This window comes from Synechococcus sp. M16.1, from assembly GCF_014279895.1.
Taxonomy (GTDB): Bacteria; Cyanobacteriota; Cyanobacteriia; order PCC-6307; family Cyanobiaceae; genus Parasynechococcus.
In genome coordinates, this window is record NZ_CP047954.1 from 620,913 (window position 1) to 642,811 (window position 21,899).

The 21,899-nt window shown below is 62.3% G+C and carries 24 protein-coding genes; 16 read left to right on the top strand and 8 right to left on the bottom strand.

Features of this window, described 5'->3' with window-relative positions:
* Positions 1–8: 8 nt before the first annotated feature.
* The 6 genes from SynM161_RS03445 (at position 9) to folE (ending at position 5,302) form a co-directional block, all read left to right on the top strand.
* Entirely contained in the window at positions 9–851 is an 843-nt protein-coding gene (locus tag SynM161_RS03445) for a creatininase family protein (protein ID WP_186541985.1), read from the top strand.
* Between the two features lie 76 nt (positions 852–927).
* Positions 928–1,647: an aldehyde oxygenase (deformylating) gene (locus tag SynM161_RS03450; RefSeq protein WP_186541986.1), complete on the top strand. Its 720-nt coding sequence runs from the start codon at positions 928–930 to the stop codon at positions 1,645–1,647.
* A 114-nt stretch (positions 1,648–1,761) separates the two neighbouring features.
* Positions 1,762–2,802, top strand: a complete 1,041-nt coding sequence (locus SynM161_RS03455; RefSeq protein ID WP_006850195.1) for a long-chain acyl-[acyl-carrier-protein] reductase — start codon at positions 1,762–1,764, stop codon at positions 2,800–2,802.
* A gap of 19 nt (positions 2,803–2,821) precedes the next feature.
* Positions 2,822–3,811: an acetyl-CoA carboxylase carboxyltransferase subunit alpha gene (locus SynM161_RS03460; protein WP_186541987.1), complete on the top strand. Its 990-nt coding sequence runs from the start codon at positions 2,822–2,824 to the stop codon at positions 3,809–3,811.
* 24 nt (positions 3,812–3,835) lie between these two features.
* The gene (locus tag SynM161_RS03465; protein ID WP_186541988.1) at positions 3,836–4,543 is read left to right on the top strand and encodes an SDR family oxidoreductase; all 708 of its coding nucleotides are present in this window, start codon (positions 3,836–3,838) and stop codon (positions 4,541–4,543) included.
* 9 nt (positions 4,544–4,552) lie between these two features.
* Positions 4,553–5,302, top strand: coding sequence for a GTP cyclohydrolase I (gene folE / locus SynM161_RS03470; protein ID WP_186541989.1), 750 nt, complete (start codon positions 4,553–4,555; stop codon positions 5,300–5,302).
* 36 nt (positions 5,303–5,338) lie between these two features.
* On the opposite strand, the gene SynM161_RS03475 is transcribed toward folE, so the two are convergent.
* Complete coding sequence (locus tag SynM161_RS03475; RefSeq protein WP_186541990.1) at positions 5,339–6,004, bottom strand: phosphoribosylanthranilate isomerase; 666 nt, start codon at positions 6,002–6,004, stop codon at positions 5,339–5,341.
* 71 nt (positions 6,005–6,075) lie between these two features.
* Here SynM161_RS03475 and SynM161_RS03480 point away from each other — a divergent pair, with 71 nt between their 5' ends.
* A complete protein-coding gene (locus SynM161_RS03480; RefSeq protein ID WP_186542468.1) occupies positions 6,076–7,326 on the top strand; it encodes a site-2 protease family protein in 1,251 nt (416 codons plus the stop codon).
* Here SynM161_RS03480 and SynM161_RS03485 read toward each other — a convergent pair.
* Positions 7,284–8,000, bottom strand: coding sequence for a lipoate--protein ligase family protein (locus SynM161_RS03485; protein ID WP_186541991.1), 717 nt, complete (start codon positions 7,998–8,000; stop codon positions 7,284–7,286). The genes SynM161_RS03480 and SynM161_RS03485 overlap by 43 nt on opposite strands.
* 27 nt (positions 8,001–8,027) lie before the next feature.
* Between SynM161_RS03485 and SynM161_RS03490 the strand changes: the two genes are divergently transcribed.
* Complete coding sequence (locus SynM161_RS03490) at positions 8,028–8,795, top strand: sulfite exporter TauE/SafE family protein (RefSeq protein WP_186541992.1); 768 nt, start codon at positions 8,028–8,030, stop codon at positions 8,793–8,795.
* Between the two features lie 4 nt (positions 8,796–8,799).
* Here SynM161_RS03490 and SynM161_RS03495 read toward each other — a convergent pair whose 3' ends face one another.
* A complete protein-coding gene (locus SynM161_RS03495) occupies positions 8,800–9,270 on the bottom strand; it encodes a CRR6 family NdhI maturation factor (protein WP_115161371.1) in 471 nt (156 codons plus the stop codon).
* Positions 9,271–9,353: 83 nt separating this feature from the next.
* On the opposite strand from SynM161_RS03495, the gene psaM reads away from it, so the two are divergent.
* The 3 genes from psaM to SynM161_RS03510 all read left to right on the top strand — a co-directional run bounded on the left by psaM (position 9,354) and on the right by SynM161_RS03510 (position 10,920).
* Positions 9,354–9,458 carry a photosystem I reaction center subunit XII gene (gene psaM / locus SynM161_RS03500; RefSeq protein ID WP_025362433.1) on the top strand — a complete coding sequence of 35 codons (105 nt, stop codon included), beginning with the start codon at positions 9,354–9,356 and terminating at the stop codon, positions 9,456–9,458.
* A gap of 139 nt (positions 9,459–9,597) precedes the next feature.
* On the top strand, positions 9,598–9,900 hold the full coding sequence (locus tag SynM161_RS03505; RefSeq protein ID WP_115161474.1) for a hypothetical protein: 303 nt from the start codon (positions 9,598–9,600) through the stop codon (positions 9,898–9,900).
* A 69-nt stretch (positions 9,901–9,969) separates the two neighbouring features.
* Positions 9,970–10,920, top strand: coding sequence for a protochlorophyllide reductase (locus tag SynM161_RS03510; RefSeq protein ID WP_186541993.1), 951 nt, complete (start codon positions 9,970–9,972; stop codon positions 10,918–10,920).
* 74 nt (positions 10,921–10,994) lie between these two features.
* Here SynM161_RS03510 and bchL read toward each other — a convergent pair whose 3' ends face one another.
* From bchL to SynM161_RS03530, 4 genes are all read right to left on the bottom strand, one after another.
* Positions 10,995–11,885, bottom strand: coding sequence for a ferredoxin:protochlorophyllide reductase (ATP-dependent) iron-sulfur ATP-binding protein (gene bchL / locus SynM161_RS03515; RefSeq protein WP_114988518.1), 891 nt, complete (start codon positions 11,883–11,885; stop codon positions 10,995–10,997).
* Between the two features lie 150 nt (positions 11,886–12,035).
* Positions 12,036–13,610 carry a ferredoxin:protochlorophyllide reductase (ATP-dependent) subunit B gene (locus SynM161_RS03520; protein ID WP_186541994.1) on the bottom strand — a complete coding sequence of 525 codons (1,575 nt, stop codon included), beginning with the start codon at positions 13,608–13,610 and terminating at the stop codon, positions 12,036–12,038.
* A 4-nt stretch (positions 13,611–13,614) separates the two neighbouring features.
* A complete protein-coding gene (locus SynM161_RS03525; RefSeq protein ID WP_186541995.1) occupies positions 13,615–14,892 on the bottom strand; it encodes a ferredoxin:protochlorophyllide reductase (ATP-dependent) subunit N in 1,278 nt (425 codons plus the stop codon).
* A 113-nt stretch (positions 14,893–15,005) separates the two neighbouring features.
* Entirely contained in the window at positions 15,006–15,383 is a 378-nt protein-coding gene (locus tag SynM161_RS03530; RefSeq protein WP_186541996.1) for a hypothetical protein, read from the bottom strand.
* Between the two features lie 118 nt (positions 15,384–15,501).
* Here SynM161_RS03530 and SynM161_RS03535 point away from each other — a divergent pair, with 118 nt between their 5' ends.
* Positions 15,502–16,287 carry a BMC domain-containing protein gene (locus SynM161_RS03535; protein ID WP_011363745.1) on the top strand — a complete coding sequence of 262 codons (786 nt, stop codon included), beginning with the start codon at positions 15,502–15,504 and terminating at the stop codon, positions 16,285–16,287.
* A 9-nt stretch (positions 16,288–16,296) separates the two neighbouring features.
* Here the strand turns inward: SynM161_RS03535 and SynM161_RS03540 are convergent, their stop codons facing one another.
* Positions 16,297–16,905, bottom strand: a complete 609-nt coding sequence (locus SynM161_RS03540) for a non-canonical purine NTP pyrophosphatase (RefSeq protein WP_186541997.1) — start codon at positions 16,903–16,905, stop codon at positions 16,297–16,299.
* Between the two features lie 329 nt (positions 16,906–17,234).
* Between SynM161_RS03540 and SynM161_RS03545 the strand changes: the two genes are divergently transcribed.
* The 4 genes from SynM161_RS03545 to SynM161_RS03560 all read left to right on the top strand — a co-directional run bounded on the left by SynM161_RS03545 (position 17,235) and on the right by SynM161_RS03560 (position 21,899).
* A complete protein-coding gene (locus SynM161_RS03545) occupies positions 17,235–17,546 on the top strand; it encodes a BMC domain-containing protein (RefSeq protein ID WP_006169870.1) in 312 nt (103 codons plus the stop codon).
* Between the two features lie 71 nt (positions 17,547–17,617).
* Positions 17,618–19,033, top strand: a complete 1,416-nt coding sequence (locus SynM161_RS03550; RefSeq protein ID WP_011363747.1) for a form I ribulose bisphosphate carboxylase large subunit — start codon at positions 17,618–17,620, stop codon at positions 19,031–19,033.
* A 59-nt stretch (positions 19,034–19,092) separates the two neighbouring features.
* A complete protein-coding gene (locus tag SynM161_RS03555; RefSeq protein WP_006043651.1) occupies positions 19,093–19,434 on the top strand; it encodes a ribulose bisphosphate carboxylase small subunit in 342 nt (113 codons plus the stop codon).
* 101 nt (positions 19,435–19,535) lie between these two features.
* Positions 19,536–21,899: a CsoS2 family carboxysome shell protein gene (locus tag SynM161_RS03560; protein WP_186541998.1), complete on the top strand. Its 2,364-nt coding sequence runs from the start codon at positions 19,536–19,538 to the stop codon at positions 21,897–21,899.

The following is a 21,899-nucleotide window of genomic DNA, read 5'->3' on the forward strand; positions in this document are numbered from 1 at the left end:
GCAACGCCATGGACCAGCTCCGCAAGCGATTTGATCAGCTGACCTGGCCCGAGGCCAGCTGTGCTGCCAGCCAACCTGGTGCCACGGTGATCTGGCCCTTCGGAGCCTGTGAGCAACACGGCCCCCAACTGCCGCTTTCGACGGACGCTGTTTTTGCTGAGGGAATCCTCGATTCTGTGTTGCGCGGGCTTGAGCCAGCTCTGCCGATTTGGCGACTGCCGTGTCAGGCCATCGGCTTTTCGCCTGAGCACCAGAACTTTCCCGGCACCCTCAGCCTTTCAGCTCCTCTGATTCTGGATCTGGTCGACCAGGTGGGCATGCAGCTGGCGGCGATGGGGGTGCAGCGCCTGGTTCTGTTCAACGCCCATGGCGGCCAGATCGGTTTGCTGCAGGTGGCAGCCCGACAGCTGCGCGCTCGCTGCCCGTCGTTGGCCGTTCTGCCCTGCTTCCTCTGGAGTGGTGTGGAGGGGCTGGCGGATCTGTTGCCTGAGCAGGAGTTGGCCCATGGACTTCATGCCGGCCAAGCCGAAACCAGCTTGATGCTGCAGATGGCCCCAGAGCTGGTTGGATCTGCCCGCCCTGTGGATGGACGTCCAGCACCAGGATCCGCGCAGGATCCTCCAGCGGGCTGGAGTCTCGAGGGGGCGGCGCCCTGCGCTTGGCTCACCGACGACCTCAGCGCGACGGGAGTGATCGGTGATGCGCGCCAGGCCTCCGCTGATCTGGGACGTTGCCTGCAAGATCGCTTGATCAACCACTGGCAGGAGCGTTTTCAAGCCCTTCTGGCCAGTGACTGGCCACCCACGCAAAGTCTTCTCTCCCAACCGTCCAACATCACGCCCAAGTCCTGAACCTTGGACGCATGTGTCACCAACTCTTGGGGCACTGGTTATTGTCGGTCCCACTGAACGTGGTGGACAGCGTCCTATGACGACCCTCAATGCACCTGAAACATTCGTGCTGGAGGGCCAGGACGCACTGCCCGATTTCACAACTGAGGCCTACAAAGACGCCTACAGCCGGATCAACGCCATCGTGATCGAGGGCGAACAGGAAGCTCACGACAACTACATCTCCCTGGGGACGCTGATCCCCGAACATGCCGAGGAACTCAAGCGTCTGGCGCGGATGGAAATGAAGCACATGAAGGGCTTCACCTCCTGCGGACGCAACCTCGGGGTTGAAGCCGATCTTCCCTTCGCCAAGAAGTTTTTCGAACCCCTTCACGGCAATTTTCAGGCCGCTCTCAAGGAGGGCAAGGTGGTCACCTGCCTGCTGATTCAGGCCCTGCTGATCGAAGCATTCGCCATTTCGGCCTATCACATCTATATCCCTGTGGCCGATCCCTTCGCCCGCAAAATCACTGAGGGTGTGGTGAAGGACGAATACACCCACCTCAACTACGGTCAGGAATGGCTGAAGGCCAACTTCGAGGCCAGCAAGGACGAACTGTTCGAGGCCAACAAAGCCAACCTCCCCCTCATCCGCTCGATGCTGGAAGACGTGGCTGCTGATGCGGCCGTCCTTCACATGGAGAAGGAAGACCTGATCGAGGACTTTCTGATCGCTTACCAGGAAGCCTTGGGTGAAATCGGCTTCACTTCCCGCGACATCGCCCGCATGGCCGCAGCAGCGCTTGCTGTTTGACCCGTTTCAGGTCTTGATCCAACGCCGGTTTGTCGACAGGCACGTTGCCGTCGATACCGGTTGCCATGGGAGCATGGTTGTTCGAGGTGTTCTTTGAGACGTCAGCAGTAAGACATGTTTGGTCTGATCGGACATTCAACGAGTTTTGAGGCTGCTCGCCGCAAGGCGATGGAACTCGGGTTCGATCACATCGCCGACGGTGATCTGGATGTTTGGTGCAGTGCACCTCCGCAGCTCGTTGAGCACGTGGAAGTCACCAGTCCCGTGGGCACGACCATCGAGGGTGCCTACATCGACTCCTGCTTCGTTCCCGAGATGCTGAGCCGCTTCAAGACGGCCCGGCGCAAGGTGCTCAACGCCATGGAACTCGCCCAGAAGAAGGGCATCAACATCACTGCCCTGGGTGGCTTCACCTCGATCATTTTCGAGAATTTCAACCTGCTCCAGCACCAGACGGTGCGGAGCACCACCCTGGATTGGCAGCGGTTCACCACCGGAAACACCCACACGGCCTGGGTGATCTGCCGTCAGGTGGAGAACAACGCTCCAAGTCTCGGGATCGATCTCAGCAAAGCCAAGGTGGCCGTCGTTGGTGCCACTGGTGATATCGGCTCCGCCGTCTGCCGTTGGCTGCAGGCACGCACCGGAGTTGGTGAGCTCCTGCTGGTGGCGCGTCAGCAGCAACCGCTGCTTGATCTTCAGCAGGAACTGGGCGGTGGCCGGATTTTGTCGCTCGATGAGGCCCTGCCTGAGGCCGATGTGGTCGTCTGGGTGGCAAGCATGCCCCGCACCCTTGAGATCGATCAAGACAGCCTCAAGAAGCCCTGTCTGATGATTGATGGGGGCTACCCCAAGAACCTTGATACGAAGGTTGCCGGTGGTGGCATCCACGTTCTCAAGGGTGGAATCGTTGAGTTCTGCCGTGACATCGGCTGGTCGATGATGGCCATTGCCGAGATGGAGCGGCCGCAGCGCCAGATGTTTGCCTGCTTTGCCGAAGCCATGCTGCTCGAGTTTGAGCGCTGCCACACCAACTTCAGCTGGGGGCGCAACAACATCACCCTCGAGAAGATGGATTTCATCGGCGCGGCATCGGTGCGCCATGGGTTCAGCACCTTGAACCTTCAACCCAACCTGCAGGCCACTGCTGCCTGACATTCGAAGAGCCAGAGCCATGCCCCGACGCCCCCTGCTTGAGTTCGAAAAACCGCTCGTCGAGCTGGAGCAGCAGATTGAGCAGATCCGTCAGCTGGCCAGAGATTCGGAAGTCGACGTCTCGCAGCAGCTTCAGCAACTGGAAAGCCTCGCGGCCCGTCGGCGTCAGGAGATCTTTCAGGGGCTGACTCCCGCTCAGAAAATTCAGGTCGCCCGTCATCCGCAGCGTCCGAGCACGCTGGATTTCATCCAGATGTTCTGCGACGACTGGGTTGAACTGCACGGTGATCGTCGCGGTAACGACGATCAGGCCTTGATCGGCGGTGTCGGCCGGGTGGGCGATCGACCCGTGATGTTGATCGGCCATCAGAAAGGCCGCGACACCAAAGAGAACGTCGCCCGCAATTTCGGGATGGCCGCTCCGGGTGGATACCGCAAAGCCATGCGGTTGATGGATCATGCCGATCGCTTCCGCTTGCCGATTCTCACGTTCATCGATACCCCCGGGGCCTATGCCGGCCTTGAGGCTGAAGAGCAGGGCCAGGGTGAAGCGATCGCCGTCAACCTGCGGGAGATGTTCCGCTTGCGTGTTCCGGTGATCGCCACCGTGATCGGTGAAGGTGGATCCGGCGGTGCCTTGGGCATCGGGGTGGCCGATCGCTTGCTGATGTTTGAGCACAGCGTTTACACGGTGGCCAGCCCTGAGGCCTGCGCTTCCATTCTCTGGCGTGATGCGGCTAAAGCGCCTGATGCGGCGGCAGCCTTGAGGATCACCGGCCGCGACTTGCTGGAGCTTGGGGTGGTGGATGAGGTGCTTGAGGAGCCTTCCGGCGGCAACAACTGGGCACCATTGGAGGCCGGAGAAAACCTGCGGGCGGCAATCGAGCGTCACCTCGAACAACTGCTGAGCCTTTCGGAACAGCAACTGCGTGAGGCCCGTTACTCCAAATTCAGAGCCATGGGACGGTTCCTCGAAAAAACGTCACAGGATGTCGACAAAGCCGCTTAAAGTGTCGCGGTTTGCTAACGGTTTTTGCCAACGGCTCTAATAACAGGTGCGAGCCGAGGCATAGGTCGCCGAACTGCTGAGCTTCTGGCTCATCAAGGATGGGATTTGCTGCTAACCGCCCGCAGCGCTGATCAACTGGAGCAGCTGAGTGCTCAGCTCAGCTCCAAAGGTGTTTCTGTGGCCTTTGCCGCCATCGACCTGACGCAACCAGATGGCATCGCAGCTGCGATGGCTGGCTTGTTGCAGCAGGGTGAGACCCCATCCGTGTTGATCAACAACGCGGGTGCGGCCTACACCGGCGATCTATTGGCCATGCCGATTGAGCGTTGGCAATGGCTGCTACAGCTGAATGTCACCAGCGTGATGCAGGTTTGTTCTGCTGTTGTTCCCGCCATGCGTGAGAACGGCGGACTGGTGATCAACATCAGCAGCCACGCCGCCCGCAATGCTTTCCCTCAATGGGGGGCGTATTGCGTCAGTAAAGCTGCCTTGGCCAGCTTCACCCGCTGCCTGGCGGAAGAGGAACGGAGCAATGGCATTCGTGCCTGCACCCTCACTCTTGGGGCCGTGAACACACCACTGTGGGACGCGGAAACCGTACAAAGCGATTTCGATCGTCGTGCCATGCTCTCTGTCGATCAGGCGGCAGAAACACTGGCGAATCTGGCGTTGCAACCCAGCAACCAGTTGATCGAAGACCTCACCCTTATGCCGGCCGCCGGCGCCTTCTGAACGAACACCATGACCTCCACAGTCCCTTTCGTTTCCAACGGCGTCGCCAACGGCAACGGCAATGGCAGCTTGAATCCCCAGATTTCTGCGCGCATCCGTGAACGCCTGAGGGAAGCGGGTGCTTCCTTCCTGGCGAACGACAACATCGCTGATCACCTCCAGCCGGGTGAGCTGGATCAGCTTCAGGTTGAAGTTGCAGACAAGGTTCGCGACCTGCTGCGCAGCCTGGTGATCGATATCGATAACGACCACAACACCCATGAGACGGCGGAGCGCGTCGCCAAGATGTACCTCCAGGAGGTGTTCAAGGGGCGCTACCACCAGCAGCCCAAGGTGGCCAGCTTCCCCAATGTGAAACAGCTGGATGAGATCTACACCGTTGGCCCGATCACGGTTCGTTCCGCCTGTTCACACCACTTGGTGCCGATCATGGGCAACTGCTGGATCGGGATCAAACCTGGTGCCCGGGTGATCGGTCTCTCCAAATTCACCCGCGTGGCTGACTGGGTCTTCTCCCGACCTCACATCCAGGAAGAGGCTGTGATGATCCTTGCCGATGAAATCGAGAAGCTCTGTGAGCCCCAGGGTCTCGGCATCATCATCAAGGCGCAGCACTACTGCATGAAGTGGCGTGGGGTGAAAGAGCCCCAAACCAGCATGGTGAACTCCGTTGTGCGCGGCGATTTCCGCCACGACCCAAGCCTCAAGCAGGAGTTCTTTGAGCTGGTGCGTCAGCAGCAAGCGCTGCTCAGCACCTGATCAGCCGCGATTCAACGCTCTTTCAACTCCTCGACTTCACGGTCTCGACCTCACAGCCTCGACAAGGGCTTGAACCTTGTCGAGGTTTTTCCATCCCGGTCGTTCCTCAAGCCGACTTGAGGCATCGAGTCCCTGGGGAGTGACGCGGCTGAGCAGTTCTGGAACCCACTCCGCACTCACTCCCCCTGCCAGCCACCACGGCACCGAAAGCTCGGTTTCGGCCAGCCAATCAAGGGGGATCCGGTGCCCGGTGCCGCCCAGTTGATCGGCGCTCCAGGCATCGAGCAGCAGAGCATCCACATGGGGCGCGTACTGCTCGAGCTGCTTGAGATCGTCGGGTTCACGCACCCGCAACGCTTTCCACCACTGCTGCCGGGGGTAGCGCTGTTTCAGGTGTTGGCAGCGTTGGTCTGACTCGCTGCCGTGCAGCTGCACCACGGAGGGCTGCCCAGCACCGTTGAGCGCTTCCTCGAGAGCGGCATCGTCGGGATCGGCCACCACCCAAACGCGATGCAGCTGGGGGTGCTGTTGTTCCAGCAGCTGGAACAAGGCCCTGCGCTGGGCTGGTTCCACAAAGCGTGGGGTGGCGGGAACGCCGATCACGCCAATCGCCTGCACCCCCATCTGTGCGATGGCTTGAGCCTGCTCGGGGTCGGTGATCCCACAGATCTTGAGGTCTGGAGTGGGGCGGGGATCACGCAAGGGCTGCTTGGGTTGCTCTCCCTAGGATCGTGGATGACAGTCCGCAGCAGCGGCACACGACGGGATTGGCGGTGGGAGAGGGCTGGCAGGTGCTCAAGATTGGCGGAATTCCCCTGCGGCTTCAGCCCAGCTGGTTGTTTGCCGTGGCGATCTTCACCACGTTGTTTCAGTCCCGCTACGCGTCCACGGCCTCGGTAACGGCGAGTTGGGGGCTGGGATTGCTGACCACCTTGTTGCTGTTCAGCTCCGTGCTGCTGCATGAATTGGGTCATGCCCTGATGGCCCTGCGAGAAGGGGTGAAGGTGTTGAGCATCACCCTGTTTCATCTGGGCGGCATCGCGCGGGTGGAGAAGGAATGCCCCACCGCCATGGGCAATCTGCGCATTGCGGCTGCTGGCCCGATCGTGAGTTTGGTGTTGGCCTTCGGAATGCTGGCGGGGGCTGCAGCGCTGTCGGACAACCAGCCCTTGGCCACTCAGTTGTTGAGCCAGGTGGGTTTGCTCAACTTGATGCTCGGCTTGTTCAATCTCCTGCCCGGGCTGCCCCTCGATGGCGGGCTGATCCTCAAGGCCTTGGTCTGGCAGCTGAGCGGCAGTCAGCAGAAAGGCGTTCAGGTGGCATCGGCGTCCGGACGGGCTTTGTCGCTGCTGATGATCCTGTTGGGTGGTGTTCTGCTTTGGCAGGGCTGGGGGCTCAACGGCCTCCTGCTGATGTTGATCGGTTGGTTCGGCCTGAGTGCCAACCGCAGTCAGACCCAGATGCTGCAGTTGCAGACGGTGCTGCGGGAGTTGAAGGTGGAGGCTGCGGCAGGCAAACGTTTCCGCGTGCTGGAGGCGGATCAGACCTTGCGGCGCCTCAGTCAGCTGCGGCTGACCGCCAGCGAGGCGGAGGGACCTGCCGATTGGGTGCTCGTCTGCAAAAGCGGCCGTTGGGTGGGTTGGATTGATGATCAGCCCTTGAAACTGCTGCCGGTTCAGCAATGGGACCAACAGCGCCTCGAGGATCATCTGCGCCCCCTCACTGAACTGCCGTCCATCGCCAGTTCGGCTCCCCTGGTGGAGGCGGTGCCGGCCCTGGAGGCGGCCTCCCAGGGACGCCTGTTGGTGATGAGTGCTGCGGGCCTTCCTTCCGGCACCCTCAACCGCATGGATGTAGGCGATGCGGTGCTGAAGCGGCTCGGGGTGACCCTGCCCCCCGCAATCCTCGAAGAGGCGCGCAAGCGCAACGGCTATCCCCTGGGCCTGGCGATGCTTCCGCAGATGGTGCAGACGATGCAGGATCAGAGCTCTGAGCCGGATGCGAGTTCGCCCTCCAACTCCTGAGTTTCTTCGGGCATCAGGGGCTGCATTTGCCAACAGCAGTGGCTCCAGCTCTCAATCAGGCTCTGACGCAGCTGCTGATCCAGCCCCAGTCGGCTGATCTGGGCAGGGGCTGCCGCTGGAGCCGCTTCCTCAAACACCTCTTCCCAGAGCGCAGCAGGGGGATCCAGCAGGATTTCACCGTGTTGAAGCACGCGACCGTTCTGCCAGCGCTGGGCGCTACCGACCCGTTTGACGCCGCACGGATCCACCAGGTCGGCCACCGTTGCCGAGGCGAAACAGTTGTTGGCCTCGCCACCAGCAGGGTCCGAGCCGAAGTGCAGCGCTAGCCCGAGATCCTGGAAGCCATCGATCAACCACTGGCAGGCCTGGCGGTAAGCCTCCTGGCGTCGCCGGGGTGCATCCGGCCAGATCAAGGCATAGGTGAGACCGCTGGCATGAAGCACGGCCCGACCTCCGCTCGGGCGTCGCACCAGGCTGATGCGGCCGCGGCGGGCCAGCTCATTCCAGTGTTCAGGCCAGTGGCGTTGATGGCGTCCCAGCGAGAGCCAGGGCCCATCCCAGCGGTAAAAACGCAGAACCGGACCGTTGCTGCGCTTCAGAAGCCAGGCATCCAAAGCCATCTGGGTGTGTCCATCCGCTTGCTGGGTGGGGAGCAAACGCCCGGTTGCGGGCATGCTGGAGGGAAGCATCGATCGCACGCCATGGTGCCCTGGTGGGATGTGCCGATCCTGATCGCCCTGGGCCTGCTGGCGGGGGGCTTGGCCGGGTTGTTGGGGATTGGCGGCGGCTTGATCTTTGCCCCGCTCCTGCTCTGGCTTGATCTCCCGCCCCATCAGGCCCTGGCCACCAGCAGTTTCGCCATTGTGCCCACGGCTTTGGCGGGCACCATCACCCATCTGCGCCAGGGGCGGCTGCCGACCCGGCCTGGACTCGCCATCGGCTTGGCGGCCTTTGGCTCGGCTCTACTGTTCGGTGGTTTGGCCGGTTTGGCAGCGGGCTGGATTCTGCTGGCGATGCAGACGCTGATGTACATCGTGCTGGCGTTCTGCGTTCGCGAACGGCCCGAGGCGGATGCCAATGATGACGTTGATGACGGCAGCGCTCCGAAGTTGGCGGGTGTGGGCTGCATCGCCGGCTGGACCGCTGGGATGTTGGGCCTGGGCGGGGGGCTGGTGATGGTGCCCCTGATGAGCGGTCCGATGTCTGTGCCGATTCATCAGGCCGTGCGGCTGAGCACGGTGGCGGTGCTCTGCTCGGCCAGCGCAGCATCCCTCCAGTTCCTGCATGAAGGACGCGGAGTTCCTCTGATGGGCCTGCTGCTGGGGGCTGTGGCGGCGATCGCTGCGCAGTGGACGGCCAGCCGGCTCGATCAGTTTGATGCGGCCCTGCTGGTGCGCTGTCTGCGGGGGCTCGCCATCATCCTGGCAATCGACAGCTCCAGGCGGGCCCTGCAGCTTTGGCTGGGCTGACTGGTCAGCCCAACAGGTTCCAAAATCCCGAATCCAGCTCATAGCCCAGGGCTGCGGCCATCTGGGAGAGGTTGCCCCGCATCGGGCGTCCGAGCTCTCGCTGACAGAGGTCGTCCAACTGCATCAATCGATGCGTCACCCAGAGCTCCAAGGCTTCCGGGTCAAAACGCAGGCCTTCGCTGCGGCTGAAACTGTGGGGCACCACCAGGGCCACATGGCGAATCAGGCTGCCCTGGTCGCGTTCAAGCAAGAGCGGCAGCCAGGGGTAGCGCGCATCGGCCCGCAGGGCCCAGAGCCGAGGCTCGGGGCATTCCGGCAGTTCGCGTGGGTCATCCTGCGCCCGGGGCCAATCGAAACGAAGCTCGAGCACCGGTCCCTGGCTCAGCAGTGCATCCAGCGGCTGAGTGCTCCAGATCTCCAGCGGCCGTAGATCCAAGGCGCGGATAGCAGGGGCATCGATCAGAACCGGATCCATGGGCTGGTGTGACAGGCCTTTGCGAATGATGGCCTGCAGACCTTCCCTCAGAGAAGAATGGGACCGTTTGATGCATGGCTCCCATGGAAACCGTTCTGTCTGCACCTGAGGTGTTCATTGCCCTCGTGGTGGCTGCCCATGCCGCTGTTCTGGCCCTGCGTCTCTCCATCAGCCTTTACGAGGCCTGATTTCAAAGGCAGCCCAGATCAACGGGCGTAGAGCTGGTCTTGGCACTGCGAACGGATTGCGTTACAAGCGGATGTTCGTGCTGATGCGGTGACCGCCAGTCAGGTTCAAAGATCAGCTCCCCGCACGGATGCAGCCAGCATGGCTGCGGCGATTCAGCGGCAGACCGACCAACAAGAACTGCAGTGCAGCCTTCTCGCCTTGGCGGCCAAGGCGGGGCTTGTTCTGTTGGGCGCTGTGAGCCTGATCCGTCTGTCCGTGGCCTATCAGGAACGCATGGATCGCCACAGTGAAATCGCGGCGGTCGTGTCGATTGAGTCGGCGAAATTGGAAACGCTGCAACAACGCTTCGATCGTCTGTTCAGCATCGGTGGAGAGAAGCGTCTGATCAGCGAGCAGGATCAGTGGATCGCCCCCAACCGTCTGCGCGTGATCTGGCGCTGAGATTCGTGACCAGCGGCGTTGGGATTGAGTGCTGACCGGCAGACTGGCAGCCTTCCTGGCCCTGTCTTGATGTCCACGCCCGGCACCGTTCTGATCACCGGCACCACCTCCGGTGTGGGCCTGAATGCCACCTGCGCCTTGGTGAAGCGGGGTTGGACGGTGATCACGGCGAACCGCAGCCCGCAGCGGGCCGCGGCGGCTGCCGACGAGTTGGACCTCCCCAAGGAGCGTCTCAAGCACGTGTTGATGGATCTGGGTGATCTCGACAGTGTGCGTCGGGCGGTGGATGCCTTGCCCGAGCGCGTGGATGCCGTGGTCTGCAATGCAGCCGTGTACAAGCCGAAGCTGAAGCAGCCGGAGCGTTCGCCCCAGGGCTATGAAATCTCGATGGCCACCAACCATTTCGGCCATTTCCTGCTGGTGCAGCTGCTCTTGGGTCGGCTCAAGGCCTCCACTCATCCCTCCAAGCGGGTGGTGATCCTGGGCACCGTGACGGCGAACTCCAAAGAGCTGGGGGGCAAGATTCCGATCCCTGCGCCGGCAGATCTGGGGGACCTTTCTGGTTTTGAAGCCGGGTTCAAAGACCCCGTTGCCATGGCCAGTGGCAAGCCGTTCAAGCCCGGCAAGGCCTACAAAGACAGCAAGCTCTGCAACATGATCACCACCCAGGAGCTGCATCGCCGTCTTCACGGGGACACGGGGATCACCTTCATGTCGCTCTACCCGGGCTGTGTGGCGGACACACCGTTGTTCCGCAACACCCCCAAGGCCTTCCAGACGATCTTCCCCTGGTTTCAGAAAAACATCACCGGCGGCTACGTCTCCCAGGCCCTGGCGGGGGAACGGGTGGCTGATGTGGTGGCCAATCCCGACTTCGCCGAATCAGGGGTGCACTGGAGCTGGGGCAACCGCCAGAAGAAGGATGGACAGCAGTTCAGCCAGGAACTCTCCGACAAGGCCACTGATCCAGAAACAGCCCGCCGGGTGTGGGAGCTGTCGATGAAACTCGTTGGCCTTTGAGCTGAGCTCATCACAACAAGGCCCCGGTGGCAGCGGCCAGGGCTTTGTTGATGGCTTTGTTGATCAAGTGAGGATCAATCGAATCCCAGCAGGTCGAAGATTTCGCGGTCTTTGAGGGATGTGGCCTCGAGCGGCTCCACCTTGTCGAGCATGTTCTGGGCCAGCCGCAGATATTCGTTCTGCACCGCTTGCACAGCCTCATCGGCATCATCCATTTCAAAGATGGTGCATTTCTTGAGTCGGGATCGCCGGATGGCATCCACATCCCTGAAATGGGCCATGGTGCGCAGGCCGGTGCGATCGTTGAACTTGTCGATCTGATCGGTGTCTGCCGAGCGGTTCGCAACAACGCCGCCAAGCCGCACCTTGTAGTTCTTGGCTTTGGCTTGAATCGCCTGAACGATGCGATTCATCGCGAAGATCGAATCGAAATCGTTGGCGGTCACAATCAGGCAATAGTTGGCGTGCTGCAGCGGGGCGGCGAAACCACCACACACCACATCGCCGAGCACATCGAAGATCACCACATCGGTGTCTTCCAGCAGATGGTGCTCCTTGAGCAGCTTCACGGTCTGCCCGGTCACGTATCCGCCGCAGCCCGTGCCCGCCGGTGGGCCGCCGCTCTCGACGCATTGCACCCCGTTGAATCCGGTGAAGACGAAATCCTCAGGCCTCAGCTCTTCGCTGTGGAAGTCCACCTCTTCAAGGATGTCGATCACCGTCGGCACCATCTTGTGGGTAAGGGTGAAGGTGCTGTCGTGCTTGGGGTCGCAGCCGATCTGAAGCACCCGCTTGCCCAGCTTCGAGAAGGCGGCTGACAGGTTCGAGGAGGTGGTGGATTTGCCGATCCCGCCTTTGCCATAGACCGCGATCACCAGGGTTTCTTCCTGGATGTTCAGTGCCGGGTCCTGGTGGACCTGCACGCTGCCTTCGCCGTCCGCCGGTCGCGTCAGGGTTGTGGTCATGCAGCGACCTGTGTAAGAGAAGTCGATTTCATTCAACAGCAGCAGATGTGCAGTGGTTGGTTTTCACCAAGAAATGAAAGATCTGGTTCTTGCTTGAGTTGCAAGAGCAGAATTTCTTTCAATTAAATAAAAAGAAATGAGTGCAAATGCTCATGCCTTGAAGTGGGCTTTTGCGTCATACAGCGTTTCGCTGCTGATCACTCTGCAGCCCACATCGCGCGCGTAAGCCTCTGTGTTGCGTCGCACCTTTCCCCGTACGAAGAAGGGGATCTTCTTCAGCTCGGCTTCCCCATCGGCCGTCCACTGCAGAGCGCCATCGCCCTCCCCTGGGATGTCACTCAAGCTGGAACTGTCGGCGGCGCCGGCACCACCGGCATGGCCCAGGTGGCTCTGGTGGCCATCTACGAATTCGAAGTCGTGGCGGAACATGCCGATCAGGTGTTCCTCCAGGCCCATCATCAGCGGGTGCACCCAGTCGTCGAAGATCACGTTTGCTCCTTCCCAGCCCATCTGGGGGCTCATTCGGGCAGGAACGTCCTGCACATGCATGGGTGTGCTGATCACCGCGCAGGGAATCCCCAGCCGCTTGGCGCTGTGGCGCTCCATCTGGGTTCCCAGCACCAGTTCCGGTGCCGCTTCGGCCATGGCCGCTTCCACCGCCAGGTAGTCGTCACTGATTAGGGCCTCCAGGCCCAGGGCTTTGGCGGCGGCCCGCACGGGCCGGGCCATCTCCCGGCTGTAGCTGCCCAGCCCCACCACCGTGAAACCCAGTTCCTCGCTGCAGATCCGGGCTGCGGCGAGGGCGTGACTACCGTCGCCAAAGATGAACACCCGCTTGCCCGTGAGGTACGTGGAGTCCACGGATTCCGAATACCAGGGCAGGCGTGAGCGCCGGTAGCCCTCGTCGGGGGCGGGGGGCTCCATCCCCAGCATTTCGTGCACTTCGACGAGGAAATCGTGGGTGGCGCCCACGCCAATCGGCACCGTTCGGCTGAAGGGCATGCCGAAATTGCGCTCCAGCCAGCTGCAGCTGGATTCCGCCACCTCTGGATAAAGGCAGACGTTGAGATCGGCATCGGGGATCCGCTGCAGATCCTCCACGCCTGCCCCGAGGGGCGCCACCACGCCCACATCGATGCCGTGCAGGGTGAGCAGTTTCTGCACCTCCAGTACGTCGTCGCGGCAGCGGAAGCCCAGCAGGGATGGGCCCAACAGGTTCACCCGGGGCCGGCGGCCCTGGTGTTGCCATGCCCTGGGGTCGTGCTGGTTGTTGGCTGGCGCCTGCTCCTTCAGCAGGTTGCGCACCAGTTGGTAGAAGGTTTCCGCGGCTCCCCAGTTCTCTTTTTTGCTGTAGGCCGGCAGCTCCAGACTCACCACCGGCATGGTGAGCTCCATGCCTTGGGCCAGGGCACCGGGCTGATCCTGAATCAACTCCGCGGTGCAGCTTTCCCCCACCAGCAGGGCATCGGGTTGGAAGCGATCCACCGCTTCACGCACATGCCGTTTCACCAGTTCGGCGGTGTCCCCGCCGAGATCCCGGGCCTGAAAGGTGGTGTAGGTGACGGGCGGACGCTGTCCGCGCCGCTCAATCATCGTGAACAGCAGATCGGCATAGGTGTCCCCCTGGGGGGCATGGAGCACGTAATGAACGCCGCGCATGGAGGCGGCAATGCGCATGGCCCCCACATGGGGTGGCCCTTCGTAGGTCCAGAGCGTGAGTTGCATGGGATCAGGCGTGCACGGTTGGGTCGGGGCTGCTGGGGTGGAGGCCAGGTCGAATCAGTTGCCGGCGACGCAACGGCCGCGAAAACAGTTCCGCTAGGTCGCCGGCCTGGTCGATGCCGTGGATCGGGCTGAACACCAGTTCGATCGACCATTTGGTGGCGATGCCTTCGGCCTCCAGCGGATTGGCCAGGCCCATCCCGCACACCACCAGGTCGGGCTGGCTGGCGCGAACCCGGTCCAGTTGCTGCTCCACGTGTTGCCCCTCCATCACCGGGACGTCATCGGGGAGCAAGGCCAGCTCGGCAGCCATCTGTTCGCGGTTCAGATAAGGCGTGCCCACCTCCACCAGTTCCATGCCGCATTCCCGTTGCAGAAACCGGGCTAGGGGCAGTTCCAGCTGGGATTCGGGCAGCAGGAAGATCCGCTTGCCCTCCAGCACGGCGCGATGGCGGGCCAAGGCGCTCTGGGCGCGCTCCATCAACGGGTCGAGCACAGCAGCAACCCGTTCATCAGGCAGATGAAAGGCAGCAGCAGCAGCCTCCATCCAGCGGCGACTCCCCTCGGCCCCCAACGGGAAGGGGGCCGTGAGCACTGTGGCGCCGCGGTCGCTGAGCAGGCGCGCAGTTTCCGTGAGAAAGGGTTGGGTCAGCAGCACCGTGGTTCCAGCTCCCACGGCGGGCAGGTCACTCGATTGCCGGGGCGGCAGGCTGCGAATTGTCTCGATGCCCATACGCTGGAACAGGTGCATCTGCCGGTCTTCCACGGCATCAGCGAGGGTTCCCACCAGCAGCAACTGACGCTCATCGCTGGCGGGGAGCAGGGGAACGAGGGCTGCCAGTGCCCCGTCTTCTCCCTGGGTGAACGTGGTTTCAATGCCGCTGCCGGAGTAGTTCACCACCCGCACCCGGCCTGTCAGTTCTTCGTTGAGCCGTTCGGCGGCCCGGGCCAAATCCAGCTTGATCACTTCGCTGGGGCAGGACCCCACCAGAAACAGCGTGCGGATTTCGGGGCGGCGTTGCAGCAGTTCCCTGCAGACCCGGTCGAGTTCGTCGTGGGCATCGGCGAGGCCAGCCAGATCCCGCTCGCTGAGAATGGCTGTGCCGAAACGGGGTTCGGCAAAAATCATCACCCCTGCGGCGCTCTGGATCAGATGGGCGCAGGTGCGTGATCCCACCACAAGAAAAAAGGCATCGGGCATGCGCCGATGCAGCCACACAATCGAGGTGAGGCCGCAGAACACCTCTCGCGGCCCCGATTCCTTCAGCAGCGTTGGCCCGGCCATCGGCCGCTCCCTTGATGATCAACCTCTCCAAGCTGCGAAAAAATCCGCTGAGGAGTGGAAATGTCGCTCAAACTCTTTGGGATCGCTCCGGCCAGGCAGGCCCTGGCTTGAGTTCAAAGGCGGCGGCGGAATCCGTCGTAGCGATCGGAGCGATCGCTCTCCTCTGATTTGCTCAAGCGCCAGACGTTGCGGCTGACCCGGCGGGCGATAAGGCCACCGCGTTCCACCTTTTCCGTTCCAGGGCGGGCCCCCAGCAGCATGCTCACCTCCGCGGTGGTGAGGGGAGCACCGGTTTCGATGGCCAACGACGTCAGTTCCAGCCGTTGACGCAGCTGGCGCAGACGCTCACTGTCTGCATTTCCTGATGCCTCGAGCCAGGGCAGATCCACCTGGCCATCCTGCGCAAGCCGTTGCATCAGGCCGAAGCTCACCATCCCAAGGGCTTGATCAGCGTTGAGATCCACTGGCTTCAAAGAAGACTGCTCAGTCATTGCAAGATCTCTAGAGGTGTTCTCCGGAAGTTATCGGCTGTTTTTCAAGGCGCAAGACCGCAGGCTCTAACTCTTTATTGGCCCGTTTGAGCTGAATTCGTCCGGTACACTCCCCGCCATGACCCGTTTTGCCAGCTTCGATGCTCGGGAGCGGCGACGCGGCGGTAGTGCTCTCGTCACCGGCACTGAGGTGACCCCCCAGCAGGGGGGGGCGAGCTGTGTTGTGACAACGGATTCGGAGTCGCCCAGGCTGTTGCGGCAGAACAGCCATGTGCAGTCGATCGAACTGCGCACCCACGTCTTCATTGACTCGCTGCAGCCGCAACTCGCGGCCTACATGGGTTCTGTGAGCCAGGGATTTCTGCCCATCCCCGGAGATGCCTGCCTCTGGATGGAGGTGTCACCGGGCATGGCGGTGCACCGGGTGACGGACATCGCCCTGAAGGCCAGCAACGTCCGTCTCGGCCAGATGGTGGTGGAGCGGGCGTTCGGCTCAATGGCCCTCTATCACCGCGACCAGAGCACGGTGCTCCATTCCGGAGATGTGGTGCTGGAAGCGATCGGGAGCACCATCGATCAGCGTTCTCCAGCCGATGTGAGCTGGACGGAAGTGATCCGGGCGATCACCCCCGACCATGCCGTGCTGATCAACCGGCAGAACCGACGCGGCTCAATGATCGAAGCCGGGATGAGCATGTTCATCCTGGAGACGGAGCCGGCCGGATACGTGTTGATTGCTGCAAACGAAGCGGAAAAAGCCTCCAACATCACCTTGGTGGACGTGAAAGCGGTGGGTGCCTTCGGACGTCTCACCCTGGCGGGACGGGAAGGTGATGTGGAGGAAGCGGCCGCGGCGGCGATGCGCGCCATCGACCACGTCAACAGCAACGCAAGGCTGCGCTGAGCATTCAGATCAGCTCAGGTGCAGCAGCTCTCGCAACTGTGGTGCCAGAGCTCGTGCCGCCTTGCCGCGGCTGCCCAGGCGGCTGAGCTGAGCCGCATTCAGTTCGCCGTAGGTGCAACGGGCTTCCCGCACCCAAAGCAAGGATTCGAATCCGCCGCCGGCGTAGGCCGGGGCACTCAGGAGTTCGCCCCAGCAGATTCCCTCCGCGGCGGCACGACAGTTGCCGGAGGGATCACACAACACCATCGTGCTGCGGAAACAGGCACTCCGATAAGGCGATCCCACCAGTTCGTGGAGGATCCGCTGCACCTTGGCCTCGTTTCCTTCGGCGTAGCGGGCCGAATAGAGCCCTGGTGCCCCTTGAAGGGCATCCACCTCAAGCCCTGAATCGTCAGCCAAGGCCCAGCAGCCGGTACGCAGGGCTGCAGCGCTGGCTTTCAGCTCAGCGTTTTCGCGGTAGGTGCTCCCCGTTTCTTCAACGTCCAGATCGGCAGGTTGACGCTGCACGTCCAGGGGAAGGGGTCCCAGCATGGCCTCGATTTCGGCAACCTTGATCGGGTTGCCCGTGGCGATGGTGAGCTGAAGCGACAAAGAGGACCAACAAAAGAGGGCCTCCATTGTGCGGGCTGGTAGGGGCTAGGAGCTAACTATCTCTGGATTCGACCCAGCGACACCCGTTTGGGTTGAACATTCCACCCCGCAGCAAGGCTTTGGGAAGGTGACGCAACGTGAACCTATGCAGCTTCACCAGCGTCGACAACGACTTGTGGGGATGTGATCACACGAACCACCACAGCAGACCGGAACAGTGAGGCACAGGGTGATAAGCCCGGCTTATTTGGTTCACTATGGACAGTGATCGAGAAAGTCGTCCAAATCGCTTGACGGGAAGGGTTCTGGCGAAGCAATGTCCCCAGCGAACATTCCACCCCTTCTCCCGGTAGGCAATGGCTAACGAAACCATGGGCATCGCCCTCGGCATGATCGAGACCCGCGGTCTGGTCCCCGCCATCGAGGCAGCTGATGCCATGACCAAGGCTGCCGAAGTGCGCCTGATCGGTCGTGAGTTCGTCGGCGGCGGCTACGTCACCGTTCTGGTTCGCGGCGAAACTGGCGCTGTCAACGCTGCTGTGCGCGCTGGCGCTGACGCTTGCGAGCGCGTCGGTGACGGCCTGGTCGCCGCTCACATCATTGCCCGCCCCCACCGCGAAGTGGAGCCTGCTCTGGGCAACGGCAACTTCCTTGGTCAGAAGGACTGAGATCTTCCGCTGAGCCTCTGACGAGGCACGCGAACGTCTCAACCTCTTCACCGACCTAACGGAGTTTTCCCATGAGCAAGAAGTACGACGCTGGGGTCAAGGAGTACAGGGATACCTACTGGACTCCTGATTACGTCCCCCTCGACACCGACCTGCTGGCCTGCTTCAAGTGCACCGGCCAAGAAGGTGTGCCCAAGGAAGAAGTTGCCGCTGCTGTGGCCGCTGAATCCTCCACCGGCACCTGGTCCACTGTGTGGTCCGAGCTCCTCACAGATCTCGACTTCTACAAGGGCCGTTGCTACCGCATCGAAGACGTCCCTGGCGACAAGGAGTCTTTCTATGCCTTCATCGCCTACCCCCTCGACCTGTTCGAAGAGGGTTCCATCACCAACGTTCTGACCTCCCTGGTCGGCAACGTGTTCGGTTTCAAGGCTCTGCGCCACCTCCGTCTGGAAGACATCCGCTTCCCGATGGCGTTCATCAAGAGCTGCTACGGCCCGCCGAACGGCATCCAGGTCGAGCGCGACCGGATGAACAAGTACGGCCGTCCTCTGCTGGGTTGCACCATCAAGCCGAAGCTCGGCCTGAGCGGTAAGAACTACGGCCGTGTTGTCTATGAGTGCCTGCGTGGCGGTCTGGACTTCACCAAGGACGACGAGAACATCAACTCCCAGCCTTTCCAGCGTTGGCAGAACCGCTTCGAATTCGTTGCGGAAGCCATCAAGCTGTCCGAGCAGGAGACCGGCGAGCGCAAGGGTCACTACCTCAACGTGACCGCCAACACTCCCGAGGAGATGTACGAGCGCGCTGAGTTCGCCAAGGAACTCGGCATGCCGATCATCATGCACGACTTCATCACCGGTGGCTTCACGGCCAACACCGGTCTGTCGAAGTGGTGCCGCAAGAACGGCATGTTGCTGCACATCCACCGCGCCATGCACGCGGTGATCGACCGTCACCCCAAGCACGGCATCCACTTCCGCGTTCTCGCCAAGTGTCTGCGTCTGTCCGGTGGTGACCAGCTCCACACCGGCACCGTGGTCGGCAAGCTGGAAGGTGATCGTCAGACCACCCTCGGCTACATCGACCAGCTGCGCGAATCCTTCGTGCCCGAAGACCGCAGCCGCGGCAATTTCTTTGATCAGGACTGGGGTTCCATGCCTGGCGTGTTCGCCGTTGCTTCCGGCGGTATCCACGTGTGGCACATGCCCGCCCTGGTCACCATCTTCGGCGACGACTCCGTTCTTCAGTTCGGTGGTGGTACCCACGGTCACCCCTGGGGCTCCGCTGCAGGTGCTGCTGCCAACCGTGTGGCCCTCGAGGCCTGCGTCAAGGCACGCAACGCCGGCCGTCATCTCGAGAAAGAGAGCCGCGACATCCTCACGGAAGCCGCGAAGCACAGCCCTGAGCTGGCCATCGCCCTCGAGACCTGGAAGGAGATCAAGTTCGAGTTCGACACCGTCGACAAGCTCGACGTCCAGAACTGATCGTCTCAACGGCCGGTTGATGCAACCGGCCACCCCTTTTTCTTACACCCAGGATCCCCATGCCTTTCCAGAGCACAGTGGGTGACTATCAAACAGTCGCCACCCTGGAGACCTTCGGCTTCCTCCCGCCGATGACCCAGGACGAGATCTACGACCAGATCGCCTACATCATTGCCCAGGGTTGGAGCCCGCTCGTCGAGCACGTCCACCCCAGCAACTCCATGGCCACCTACTGGTCGTATTGGAAGCTCCCCTTCTTCGGTGAGAAGGATCTGAACGTCGTTGTCAGTGAGCTCGAGGCTTGCCACCGCGCATACCCCGACCACCACGTGCGCATCGTCGGTTACGACGCCTACACCCAGAGCCAGGGTGCCTGCTTCGTGGTCTTCGAAGGACGCTGATCCTTCGAACCCTTGGTTCCGAGCCCTGACCTGATCAGGGCTCCAGCTTTTTCCGGAGGGGCAAGTGCCCTTCTACTTCACGACGACATCCTCGGGCGGACATGGCAAGACTCTCCAGTCGCGAACTCGCACTTGAACGCCGCAAGGCGCTGACCACTTCCGGTAAGAAGTCCTCGGTAGCGGCTGGTGATGGCGCCAACCGTGTTCGCACCGTTGCTGATGCCCGTCCCACCCGCACCAACGCGGCCGCAGCTGCTGAGCCTGCCTCTGCACCTGCCACCCCCGCTGCTGTAGCTCCGCAGCGGACCACATCCTTCACAGCTGCTCCTGCAAACCGCAGCTCTCAGGTCAAGCCGCATCGCGATCCAAGTCGCGAATTGGTGCTCGCCCGTCGTGATGCCCTGTCCCGCCGCGGTAAGACCGCCGACACCAGCCGCGATCGCAACCGCGCTGATGTTGCCCGCCAGACCAACGCCTCTGCTCCTGCAGCTGCACCCGCTGAAACCACCAAGAGCTGTGGCTGCGGTGGCAAGCGTGCCTCTGAAAAGGCTTCCCTCAGCGCACCGGCTCCCAAGTTGTCTGCCCGCACAGAGCGCCGTTCGGCCACTCCAAAGCGTCGTGCCATCGAGAACCCCAGCCGCGCGCTGGTGCTGGCCCGTCGTGAAGCCATGGCGAAGCACGGCAAAACCGCTGGTAAGCAACCCACCAGCGCCGCAGCTGTTGCCCGTCAGGCCAACCCTGACCTCACCAGCCGTGAGTTGGCCCAACAGGTGCGTGAGCTGCGCACCAAGGCCGGCGCTCGCAACAAACAAAGCGCTGGTGTGACTCGCCCCACCGGTCCCAACCGCCACGGCGCCAAGCAAGCCGCTGCCGCTGATGCCCACTGGAAGGTGGGTGAAAGCACCACCACAAGCGGCCAGACCGTGACCGGCACCCAGGCCAACCGCTCGGTGAAAACCACCGGCAACGAAGCCAGCACCTGCCGTTCGATCACCGGTACCGAGTACCTGGGCGCCGAAGTCTTCCAGACCTTCTGCCAGACCGCCCCCGCTGCCACCACTCCGGCCAAGGTGCGCGTCACCGCCACCAGCCACGGCAATCGCGTCACCGGCAATGAAGTTGGCCGTTCCGAAAAGGTCACCGGCGATGAGCCCGGCACCTGCAAGAGCGTGACCGGCACCGAGTACATCTCCGCTAATCAGTCCGCTGCCTACTGCGGTGGTGGCTTGACCTCCCCGCGCAAGGTGGGCCACAGCCTCACCGAACAGGGGCGTCCTGTGAGTGGTGTGATGGTGGGCCGCTCCGCCAGCGTCACTGGCGATGAAGCCGGTGCCAACCGCAGCCTCACCGGCGATCAGTACCTCGGCTCAGATCCCCTGCCCGAAGGTCGTCCTGCCGCCAAGGTGGGCCTTTCCGGAACTCTCTCCGGCACTGGCGTGACCGGCACCATGGTGGGCCGTTCTGCTCAGGTCACCGGTGATGAGTTCGGCTCCTGCCACCGCGTTACCGGTGATCAATACATCAGTGCCGAGCAGGTGAATGCCTTCTGTGGTTCTAAGCCCGAACCCGAAGCAGCCAAAGTTGGTTTCAGCGTCACCAACCGCAACCAGGTGGTGAGCGGCACCCGCACGGGTCGTTCGGAGAACGTCACTGGCGACGAGCCCGGCAGCTGCCAGGCCGTCACCGGCACCCCCTATGCAGGCCTTGAGCAGGCCGGCCAACACTGCGGAACCCCTGCTGTTCAGGCCATCCGTGAGCGCACACCAGTGCGTGTCGGTACCCCTTCCGCTGCCATGACCGGCATCCAACCCGGTGTGGGTGGTGTGATGACCGGCGACAAGCGTGGCGCTTGTGAAGCAGTCACCGGCACGCCTTACGTGGGTGCTGATCAGCTGGCCGCTGCCTGCGGCGCTGATGCTCCCGCTGGCACCGATACCCACGGCCAAGCTCCTGAGGGTGCCGCCTGGACCCGCTTCAGCGTGGTGTCTCCCGCCCGTGCTGCCCAGCAGCAACGTGAGGCCGCGTCCGGTGTGACGGGCACCTCCTACGAGCAGGGGAATCGCATCACCGGCCCTTTTGACATGGCTGGCGGCAAGGTGACCGGTACCGAGCAGTTCCGCTTCGACAACCGCGAGTTCCAGAACCGTCAGCAGCAGCGCCAGTTCCAGCCCACCGTGGCTGTGGTCAGCGAGCCTTCCGAGAAGCCTGCATCCCGGGTGACCGGCGAGGGTTCCTCCACCAAGATCACTGGCGATGACTGGGATCGTGGTGAGCACGTGACCGGTACTGAGGGTGCTTCGGCCCGCCGTCGTAACCCCAGCCGTCCCGGCCCGATGAGTGCCATGTCTTCCTTCGAGCGCAAGCGCAACGAGGAGACCGAATGGCCTGTGAGCCGCGTGACCGGTTCCAGCGGCAACACCGAAAAGGGCTCCCTGATCACCGTCTCCGGCGGCGCACGGGGCTGA

Coding starts and splice junctions, on each gene's coding strand:
- SynM161_RS03445 (WP_186541985.1), top strand. CDS start 9: ATGGACCAGCTCCGCAAGCGATTTGATCAGCTGACCTGGCCCGAGGCC.
- SynM161_RS03450 (WP_186541986.1), top strand. CDS start 928: ATGACGACCCTCAATGCACCTGAAACATTCGTGCTGGAGGGCCAGGAC.
- SynM161_RS03455 (WP_006850195.1), top strand. CDS start 1,762: ATGTTTGGTCTGATCGGACATTCAACGAGTTTTGAGGCTGCTCGCCGC.
- SynM161_RS03460 (WP_186541987.1), top strand. CDS start 2,822: ATGCCCCGACGCCCCCTGCTTGAGTTCGAAAAACCGCTCGTCGAGCTG.
- folE (WP_186541989.1), top strand. CDS start 4,553: ATGACCTCCACAGTCCCTTTCGTTTCCAACGGCGTCGCCAACGGCAAC.
- SynM161_RS03485 (WP_186541991.1), bottom strand. CDS start 8,000: ATGCCCGCAACCGGGCGTTTGCTCCCCACCCAGCAAGCGGATGGACAC.
- SynM161_RS03490 (WP_186541992.1), top strand. CDS start 8,028: ATGGTGCCCTGGTGGGATGTGCCGATCCTGATCGCCCTGGGCCTGCTG.
- SynM161_RS03495 (WP_115161371.1), bottom strand. CDS start 9,270: ATGGATCCGGTTCTGATCGATGCCCCTGCTATCCGCGCCTTGGATCTA.
- psaM (WP_025362433.1), top strand. CDS start 9,354: ATGGAAACCGTTCTGTCTGCACCTGAGGTGTTCATTGCCCTCGTGGTG.
- SynM161_RS03505 (WP_115161474.1), top strand. CDS start 9,598: ATGGCTGCGGCGATTCAGCGGCAGACCGACCAACAAGAACTGCAGTGC.
- SynM161_RS03510 (WP_186541993.1), top strand. CDS start 9,970: ATGTCCACGCCCGGCACCGTTCTGATCACCGGCACCACCTCCGGTGTG.
- bchL (WP_114988518.1), bottom strand. CDS start 11,885: ATGACCACAACCCTGACGCGACCGGCGGACGGCGAAGGCAGCGTGCAG.
- SynM161_RS03520 (WP_186541994.1), bottom strand. CDS start 13,610: ATGCAACTCACGCTCTGGACCTACGAAGGGCCACCCCATGTGGGGGCC.
- SynM161_RS03525 (WP_186541995.1), bottom strand. CDS start 14,892: ATGGCCGGGCCAACGCTGCTGAAGGAATCGGGGCCGCGAGAGGTGTTC.
- SynM161_RS03530 (WP_186541996.1), bottom strand. CDS start 15,383: ATGACTGAGCAGTCTTCTTTGAAGCCAGTGGATCTCAACGCTGATCAA.
- SynM161_RS03535 (WP_011363745.1), top strand. CDS start 15,502: ATGACCCGTTTTGCCAGCTTCGATGCTCGGGAGCGGCGACGCGGCGGT.
- SynM161_RS03540 (WP_186541997.1), bottom strand. CDS start 16,905: ATGGAGGCCCTCTTTTGTTGGTCCTCTTTGTCGCTTCAGCTCACCATC.
- SynM161_RS03545 (WP_006169870.1), top strand. CDS start 17,235: ATGGCTAACGAAACCATGGGCATCGCCCTCGGCATGATCGAGACCCGC.
- SynM161_RS03550 (WP_011363747.1), top strand. CDS start 17,618: ATGAGCAAGAAGTACGACGCTGGGGTCAAGGAGTACAGGGATACCTAC.
- SynM161_RS03555 (WP_006043651.1), top strand. CDS start 19,093: ATGCCTTTCCAGAGCACAGTGGGTGACTATCAAACAGTCGCCACCCTG.
- SynM161_RS03560 (WP_186541998.1), top strand. CDS start 19,536: ATGGCAAGACTCTCCAGTCGCGAACTCGCACTTGAACGCCGCAAGGCG.